Genomic DNA, 7,664 nt, shown 5'->3' on the forward strand with positions numbered 1-7,664 from the left:
GTCGCGACCTACGTGGGCTACAAGCAATCTCTGGGAATGCGCTTCGTGACCCAGGCGCGCATGCTGAGGTCATTCAGCAAGAGTATGGGCAGCCTCGAAGTCGATCGGATCAGGCCGAGGGCGGTCCGTGTCTTCCTTGATGGCAACGGGCCGATGACGCGGTCCTGGCATTGCAAGTTTGGCACCCTCACCGGCTTTTACCGCTTCTGCCTCGCCCGCGAGTACGTCCACAGCGTGCCCCTGCCCACCACGGAGCCAAGGTGTCCCCAGACGTTTATCCCCTACATCTATTCGGAGGATGAGATCAGGCGGCTCCTGCAGGCAGCCGCTGGCCGTGTTTGCCGCAGAATCGATGCGCCCACCAGCCGAACTTTGCTCCTGTTGCTGTACGCAACCGGGCTGCGCATCAGCGAAGCGCTGAACCTGAACCTGGCCGACGTCGACTTGGACGATCGTGTGCTTCACGTGCGCGGAGCCAAGTTCTACAAGACACGACTCGTGCCCATAGGCACCGACCTGACGCAGGTCTTGCGTGAGTACGCGCAGCGGCGTTACAAGCGTTCGCCGCTGAATTCCGACGCGCCGTTCTTGCTCACATCTCGAGGTGAGCGAGTCTCGCGTGCAGGTGCCGAGCAAGCCTTCAGTCAGATGCGATCGCAGGCCAAGGTGCGTCGAGATGATGGTGCGCGATACCAACCCCGCTTGCATGACTTACGCCATACCGCGGCCGTGACGCGCCTTGTGCGCTGGTATTGCGACGGCGTCGACGTGCAGCGCATGCTGCCGCAGCTGGCGACGTACCTGGGCCACGTGCACATCAGCGGCACGCAGTGCTACCTGAGCATGACCCCCGAGTTGCTGCAGCAGGCCAGCGCGCGCTTCGAGCAGTTCTTCCTCCGGGAGACCAGCCATGCGTGAGACCAGCACACTGGGTCCGTGGATTCGCCGATTCCTGCTGGAGCACCTGGTCAGCGAGCGGAATCTGGCTGCGAACACGCGGCGCAGCTACCGAGACACGCTGTGTCAGCTGCTGCCCTTCGCGTCGGGGCGCCTGCACAAGGCCGTGGACCGACTGGCGGTGGTCGATGTGTCGCCGCAGTTGGTGCGGGAGTTCCTCAGCGACGTCGAGACTCACCGAGGCTGTGGCATCGCCACGCGCAATCAGCGCCTGTCGGCCATTCACGCCTTGGCCCGATTCGTCGGTGAACACAGCCCCGAACACATCGCCTGGTGTGCACAGGTTCGCTGCGTGCCCTATAAGAAGGGAACTCATGCCCCGGTGCCATACCTCGCCAAGGCGGAGATCGACGCGCTGCTGGCCTGTCCGAACCGGCGCACGGAACAAGGCCGTCGAGACTACGCGCTGCTCCTGTTCCTCTACAACACGGGCGCGCGCGCCAGTGAGGCATCGGAGCTTATCGTCGGGGACCTGCATCTTGATCAGGCGAGCGTCGACATTCTCGGCAAGGGGCGTAAACGCCGCCAATGCCCGTTGTGGCCAGCGACGGTGCGCGAATTGCGCGCGCTCGTGGGCGAGCGCTCCCGGCACGAGCACGTCTTCCTTAACCGGTGTGGCCAGCCGACGACAAGGTTCGGCGTTCACGCATTGGTCGAGCGCACCGCCGCGAGAGCCAAGGACTTCATGCCATCCCTCGCTACGAAGAGAATCAGCCCGCACTCCATTCGCCACTCCACGGCCTCACACCTGCTCAATGCGGGCGTCGACATCAACACCGTGCGAGCCTGGCTCGGACATGCTTCGCTCGACACGACGAATGTCTACGCCGAAATCGACCTCGAGGGCAAGGCGCGAGCGCTCGCAAAGTGCGAGATCTCCGCGGCGCAGAAGCCGAGCAAGCCGTGGCATTCCCAGCCGCACATCATGGAGTTCCTACGATCGTTGTGACCGGAATTTATGTGACGCTCAGCGACCGATGTCCCGAGGGCAGCGCCGCCGGGCGCCACATATGAATCGACACCACATTAGGCATGAGATGTGGTCGACCACATCTCATTCCGAAGTGCCAGGCATTTCCCTTCTTGGTCTGAAGCATCTCGGGATCGCGCGATTCGCCCTCGTTCTTGATCGATCTGGGCGCGGCGATGATGGTCGCGTCCACGATGGTGCCCGCGCGCATCAGAAGGCCTTGCTCGGCAAGATGGGCGTTGATCTCCTCGAACAGCGCCTTGGTGAGGTCGTTGTCCGGCAGCAGGCGCCTGACCTTCAGCAGCGTGGTGGCGTCGGCCACCGACTCGCGCGACAAGTCGATGCCCACGAAGTCGCGCAGCGCCTGGCTGTCATACAGCGCGTCTTCGAGCGCCTCGTCGGCCAGACCGTACCACTGTTGAAGGCAGTACACGCGCAGCATCCGGGGCACGCCGATCGGCTGTCGGCCGACGCGCCCGCGAGTGGGGTACAGCGGCTCGATCATGGCAATCAGACGAGACCACGGAACGACGCGCTCCATGTCGGCCAAGAACTTCTCGCGCCGCGTGCGCTTCTTCTTCATCGCGTACTCGGCGCTGGCAAAACTGCGTTGGTTCATCTCGGTGGTGCTGTGACTTGCGATGTCTTCACGCATGCACGGGCCGTGCCCGCAGCGACCTATTGATCAGCATTTCCCTAAATAGGAGTTCATGCGCCGAGCGCCACGAAGATCGACAGCGGTCGCCAACTCGACCAATCAATTGCTCGACACTCAGGTCACCCTGATGGAGCGGATCGCCTTCGAGCGCCTACTGGTAAATCTTTCTGCCCGCCTCAGCGACATTGGAGAGGCCGATTTCGTCGTCCGGACCGAGCGGGCGTTGTTCGATGTGATCGCCTACTTAGGCTGTGACCGGTGCACCTTCTCCGAGTTCGTCGGCGGCGACTATCTCACCGTCTTGTGCTCCGCGGGTTCTTCTGAAGCCGCAGCCCTCCAGCGAGGCCGCTTTCGATTTCCCCTTCCCTGGTTTTTTGACGAGCTGCGAAGCGGACGTATCGTGGCGATGGCCAAGCTGCCGGGCGATCTCCCGCCCGAGGCCGTCGAGGAGGCCGAGCACTGCCGGCGAATTGGCCTGCGTTCGCATTTGTCCATCCCCGTGCGCATCGGCAGGCGCGTGACCGGCGTGCTTTCGCTCGGCGTGCTGCATGTCGGCCGCGGTTGGCCGTCAGAGACTATCGACCGGCTCAAAATCGTCGGTGACTTGCTTGGCGGTTCGGTGGCCCTAGCGAGGGTGGAGGAAGAGGCTCGGCAAATGCGCCAGCGGCTATGGCATGCCGACCGCGTGCAGCGCATCAATGCTCTAACCGCGGCAATCGCGCACGAGTTCAATCAGCCGCTAACAGCGATCCTGAGCAATGCCCAAGCCGGGCTTCATTTTCTCGCGCGCGAAGACGCTAAGCCCGAGATGATCATTCCGATCCTCGAGTCGGTGGTGCGCGAAAGCAAGCGCGCAGCCGAGACCGTACGCGGCATCCGAGCCCTGATGCGCCGCGACGATTCGCAGCGTGAAGCCTTTGATCTCGCGGTCGCACTGAACCAAGCGAAGCGGTTGGTGAAGAGCGAGTTCGCCGGCAATGGCGTTCGCATGGAGACCAATTTCGATTCCGGGTGCTGGGTCAGCGCCTACAAAGTACAGATCGAACAGATGGCCCTCAACCTGATGCTCAACGCGGTTGCCGCGGTGCAGGACAAGCCAACAGCGCAACGTGTGGTCTCGCTGGGGATTGCGATGTCCGGTGCAAAACACGTGAGGCTTTCGGTGCGCGACACGGGAAGGGGCATCGCGCCGGTCGACCTGGAGTCGATTTTCGAGCCGTTCTGGACCATGCGGCCTGGTGGCATGGGCTTGGGCCTAGCGATCTGCCGATCTATTGTCGAGGGGCACGGCGGTCGCATCTGGGCGGAGTCGAACGCGCAAGGAGGCGCGACCTTCAGTGTCGAGTTGCCGTTGGTGCCGGCCCCTCTCGACCAGTCGGCGGCTGCACACGCTGAAATCGCGCATGCCGGTGTCATGAGTCGTGAGGGCATGAACCGCCCGGCCGGCACGGAGCCCCTAGTCTGCATCGTTGATGACGAGCCCGCGGTTCGCGTGGGCCTGAAGCGCTTGCTTGAAGGGGCCGGCTGGCCGACTATCGTCTACGCGTCGGCCGAAGACTTTCTTGCCAATCCGCCACCGGGTGACGTGGCCTGCATCCTGCTCGACATGCAGATGCCGGGTCTTTCCGGGCCGGAACTTCATCGGCGGCTGATCGACAGAGGCTGCATGGCATCGTTTGTCTTCATCACCGGGCGCGGCGATGTGCTGACAGGCGTCGCCGCGATGAAGCGAGGCGCGGCCGACGTCCTGGAGAAGCCGGTGGACAGTGAGGTGCTGCTGGCCGCGGTGCGCCGGGCGCTCAACAGCCATGCGCACGCGCGCAGGGACGCGGTGGTGCAGGAGGCGCTGAACCAGCGCATCGCCCGACTCTCGCCGCGCGAATACGAGGTCATGCTCCACGTGTTGCGCGGCCGGCTGAACAAGCAAATTGCTGGCGACCTACGGATCGTCGAACAGACCGTCAAGCAGCACCGTAGCCGCGTGATGGAGAAGATGGGCGTTCGATCTCTGGCAGAACTAGTCCGAGCATGCGAGGCGGCCGGCGTGAAACTGGACTCGTCCCCCGCACCCTGAAGTTCCGTCTAAGTTCGTTGGGGCCGAACGGGCCGAAAGGTCAAAGCGAGTAGCTTCTCTGCGAAAGGTCCCGCTCGTCCTATTCGCTCCTGTGCCCATTGGGTCACCAGGTCTGGCTGCAGAAGGTGCGGCCCTGCCGAATGACGTGGATGGCCCATTGCACTTGGTTTGGGCTGTCGGCGCCGCGTGAACTTTGACCCGCCGCATTTCTGAGCGAGTGCAACATGCCGCCGGGGGCCTCGCCCCACGGACGAACTCGTCACCGGGCGCCGGTCGACCACGAACTGCTTGCGCGAAAGACCCGAAATGGATGTGTCTTCTCCATACTTTTGAGGAGGAAACGGGGGATGCATCGTGTCGTCTCGAGCCGTTGTTACATATGCTCGCAGTGGACTTACATGCTGCTCCTTGCCAACGCCTTGCTCGATCGGTTCGTGGAACTCCCGCCGTCCTAGCTCGACCAGCAACGGGATGGTCATGGAGTTCGCCCCTTTCATTGCCATATCGGCCAGCAATATTGCGTTCCGCTCAACCGCCCCTTAGTCGCCGTCCGCCCTGACTCTGTTCCTAGGCCTTGAGTTAACCGTCACCCAGCGAGATGCCAAGCCAATTGAAACCACCCCCGTGCCTAGTTCAGCTCCCGCCCGCCACTCTCGCGGTCAACAGCTGCCCGAGTTCTTTTTGAACCGACCAGGCAACCGCAGGCCCGTGATCGGACTCGCGCGGAGAGTGTTGGCGTTTCTGGCTGCAGCGCGGCGCGCGAAGCGCTCCCCGCCAGTCGACGAAGCCTTGGCCAACCGCAGGTCGGTGAAATTGAACGGAGGCAACGGCCTGTCTTCAGACCGGCCCATCGTCGTGGATGCTTCGGGAGGGGTTGCGGGAGTAGCAGCGCAATATCAATACTTGTCCTTGCGATTCGGCCGAATGGACCAAGACTGGGTCGTCACGCGCCAGTTGCATCAGTCGAACGCACAGGGCCGAATCATTGAGGCGTTCACCATAGCCCTCTCCGACGGTTCGAAAAAGGTCGTCTACTTTGACATCACATCGTTCTACGGAAGGGTATGAGCCCTGCCGCTGGTGTTTTGGACCTGTTCTGCCTGGGAAGAGGGTGCGGAAGAAAACTTGGACTACTTGGAAGTAATTCCTGTATTCCTACGACGACAGAAATCGAGCTGTTGAGCTCTACAACAAGCTGGGCAAACGCGTCCGGCCCACCATCAAGCAGCTGGGTTACTTAACCAAGAATGCTTGAAGGGCTGGTACCGCGCATATCAGCAGCGGCTCGACCTGCCGGTGAGCTTTGCAGGGAGGGATCCGAAGTTCTCGCAAGCGCAGAAGGCTACCGCTCTCGAGCACTACCTCGCCCACGATCGATGCATTACCGCCACCATATGGGCGCTGGGCTACCTATGTCGGGGAACGCTGACAACCTGGATTCGTGAGGCCCTTCCTGAGACTAGAAGGGCCGTCGTTCGTAGTGTGGGCCAGCGAAGTCGTGGCCCGCAGGGACCGCTTCAACGCTCCGAAGCGCCCGCATCGTGCATGCGGCGCACAAGATAGCGCTCAAGGGCGAGTCGATGCGCAGAAAGCAGGTGATGCCATGACCGCTTCGCGCAGTTCGTGCAGCACCACCGCCGTCGCGCCGAACACGGCTTGCCCACCGCGGCGGTCGCTCGTCGCAAGCGACGCCCGCCGCCGTGGACAACGCTCGGCGCTTCACCAAGACCATGGACGACTGAGATACCATGAACCCCTTCACTCGCGTGCTTCCGCGATCGTCCCTGGCCGCGCCAAGTGTTCCCGCGTGCGCCGGCCAGTTCATCCGCCGCGCGCTTGATGCCAGCGGCTACGATCGCGAGCTCGTGGTCGGGCGCCTGATCCCTGGTTCGCCAGGACCGCGAAGCTGACCTTCAGCAGTGAACAACGCGCGGTCCGAGGAGCTAGCGACTAAGCGATCGGCTGCCGTTGCCGCGCATTCGATCCCCCTCAGGGCGCCCAATGTGGTGTGATCTCGTCACCAGGGGAGGCCTTGAACGCCAAACAGAATCGCGCGCTCGGAACCACAGACGGAAGAACTCCATCAAGGCGTTAACTCGGCTTCGATGAACCGCTGCTCCGCGAGCCACGCGCGCATGTGATCCGCGTCGCCGCCGAACATGCGGTCCTCCGAGAATCTCTTCGTGTAATCGCATCGGTATGTGTCGTCCACGCCCAGCTGCCGCCGCAACGCGCGCCGCTCGCACTCGTAAATCACGGCCGTGAGGAGTCGAGGGGTCGACTTTCCTATGTCGAGAGGCGCAATGGGCGCAAGCCGCCCTTGGCAGTGAGCGGGCGTATGCAGGAGCGCCAGAAGCACGAGCGCAGGCAACTTGACCATGGCAAAGTCCTTCTCCAGGGCAAGCCTGCGAAGCGTAGTCATTCGCCCAGCACGCACAGGCGATGCCACTGCACGACGCGATGACCGCAGTAGTGCGCGACGACGCGGCCCACCTGTTCCGCGTGGTCGGACACGTCCCAGCGCCGGTCGACCCATTCCAACGCCTCATAGAGGTCGTCCGAATCGCCCGCGAGGTCGAACCTGTCCATCAAGGCACTGCTGAGTTCGAGGTTTGCGCGTTCGTCACCGCTCGCCGCCTCCTTGCGCAGCGAATCGAGGCGGGAATCCGGGGTGACGGATGCGGCGCCGCCCTTGGGCACGGGATGCTGCATCGCTGCCTCGACATGCCCGGTCGGACCGCGCCAGGCAAGCACCAGCAGAAGGCAGGCGAGCAGCGCCACGACGAAGTGTGGGGAGGTCCGCTTTGCGGCAGTGGCCAGGTATCGAAGGGATCCATCGAACATTGCATGCTCTCCTTGGGAGGCCTGAGAGAAGTCGAGCGACGTTGGTCCAAATGACCGGCGCGCCTTCAGAGCACCGGCGGCAGCGCGCGGCGCGTCTCCTGCGCGCGTTCCCAAGCCATGCTGCGGCGCTCCAGGTCGGCCGGATCCGTGGCCTCGCCGAG

The 7,664-nt window shown here is 63.1% G+C and carries 5 protein-coding genes and 2 pseudogenes; 4 read left to right on the forward strand and 3 right to left on the reverse strand.

Annotation, left to right across the window (positions count from 1 at the left end; genetic code table 11):
- On the forward strand, positions 1 to 918 hold a 918-nt coding region (locus tag QZH52_RS38215; RefSeq protein WP_301816482.1), incomplete at its 5' end, for a tyrosine-type recombinase/integrase.
- Complete coding sequence (locus QZH52_RS38220; RefSeq protein WP_301816483.1) at positions 911 to 1,906, forward strand: tyrosine-type recombinase/integrase; 996 nt, start codon at positions 911 to 913, stop codon at positions 1,904 to 1,906. The genes QZH52_RS38215 and QZH52_RS38220, both read left to right, overlap by 8 nt.
- A 103-nt stretch (positions 1,907 to 2,009) precedes the next feature.
- On the opposite strand, the pseudogene QZH52_RS38225 reads toward QZH52_RS38220, so the two are convergent.
- Positions 2,010 to 2,510 (reverse strand): annotated as a pseudogene (locus tag QZH52_RS38225) (IS5 family transposase); the annotation flags it as partial.
- A 178-nt stretch (positions 2,511 to 2,688) separates the two neighbouring features.
- Between QZH52_RS38225 and QZH52_RS38230 the strand changes: the two are divergent.
- A complete protein-coding gene (locus QZH52_RS38230) occupies positions 2,689 to 4,659 on the forward strand; it encodes an ATP-binding protein (RefSeq protein WP_301816484.1) in 1,971 nt (656 codons plus the stop codon).
- Positions 4,660 to 5,806: 1,147 nt separating this feature from the next.
- Positions 5,807 to 6,135 (forward strand): annotated as a pseudogene (locus QZH52_RS38235) (IS3 family transposase); the annotation flags it as partial.
- Positions 6,136 to 6,742: 607 nt separating this feature from the next.
- Here the strand turns inward: QZH52_RS38235 and QZH52_RS38240 are convergent.
- Complete coding sequence (locus tag QZH52_RS38240) at positions 6,743 to 7,039, reverse strand: hypothetical protein (RefSeq protein ID WP_301816485.1); 297 nt, start codon at positions 7,037 to 7,039, stop codon at positions 6,743 to 6,745.
- Between the two features lie 38 nt (positions 7,040 to 7,077).
- Positions 7,078 to 7,503, reverse strand: coding sequence for a hypothetical protein (locus QZH52_RS38245; protein WP_301816486.1), 426 nt, complete (start codon positions 7,501 to 7,503; stop codon positions 7,078 to 7,080).
- Between the last annotated feature and the right edge of the window lie 161 nt (positions 7,504 to 7,664).

The sequence above is a fragment of the Variovorax ginsengisoli genome, from assembly GCF_030486595.1.
GTDB lineage: Bacteria > Pseudomonadota > Gammaproteobacteria > Burkholderiales > Burkholderiaceae_C > Variovorax > Variovorax ginsengisoli_B.

Excerpts from the sequence above, each read along its gene's own strand:
- QZH52_RS38240 (WP_301816485.1), bottom strand. The coding sequence starts at position 7,039 with ATGGTCAAGTTGCCTGCGCTCGTGCTTCTGGCGCTCCTGCATACGCCC.
- QZH52_RS38245 (WP_301816486.1), bottom strand. The coding sequence starts at position 7,503 with ATGTTCGATGGATCCCTTCGATACCTGGCCACTGCCGCAAAGCGGACC.
- QZH52_RS38220 (WP_301816483.1), top strand. The coding sequence starts at position 911 with ATGCGTGAGACCAGCACACTGGGTCCGTGGATTCGCCGATTCCTGCTG.